Here is a 259-nt window from a genome sequence, read left to right as displayed (position 1 = left end):
CTTGGAGCGCCGCGGTCGCCGTGGCGACCGTCTGGTAGAGCGCCGTCTCACCCGAGGCCTTGAGCCGGTCCACCGCCTTCGCGGCCGCGCTGAGGTCGTCGTTCCACTCGGCCACGGAAGTCACCTTGTCCGAGAACGCGAGAATCTTCACACTCGTGTCGGGGCGGGCCTTGAGCGCGGTCAGCATCTGGGTGGCGGCGGCCTTCATATCCCTGAGCGCCGGCCACATGGAACCGGAGATGTCCAGGGCGATCACCAC

Annotated in this window: 1 protein-coding gene; it reads right to left on the bottom strand. The window is 68.0% G+C overall.

The genetic code is table 11. The annotated features are described in order from the left end of the window. A partial coding sequence (locus tag AC6UDB_RS07110; RefSeq protein WP_500709562.1) for a VWA domain-containing protein occupies window positions 1-259 on the bottom strand: 259 nt, incomplete at both ends.

It is taken from the genome of Fructilactobacillus sp. X3R2C1, assembly GCF_059901235.1.
This window is presented reverse-complemented; position numbering and strand designations above follow the sequence as displayed.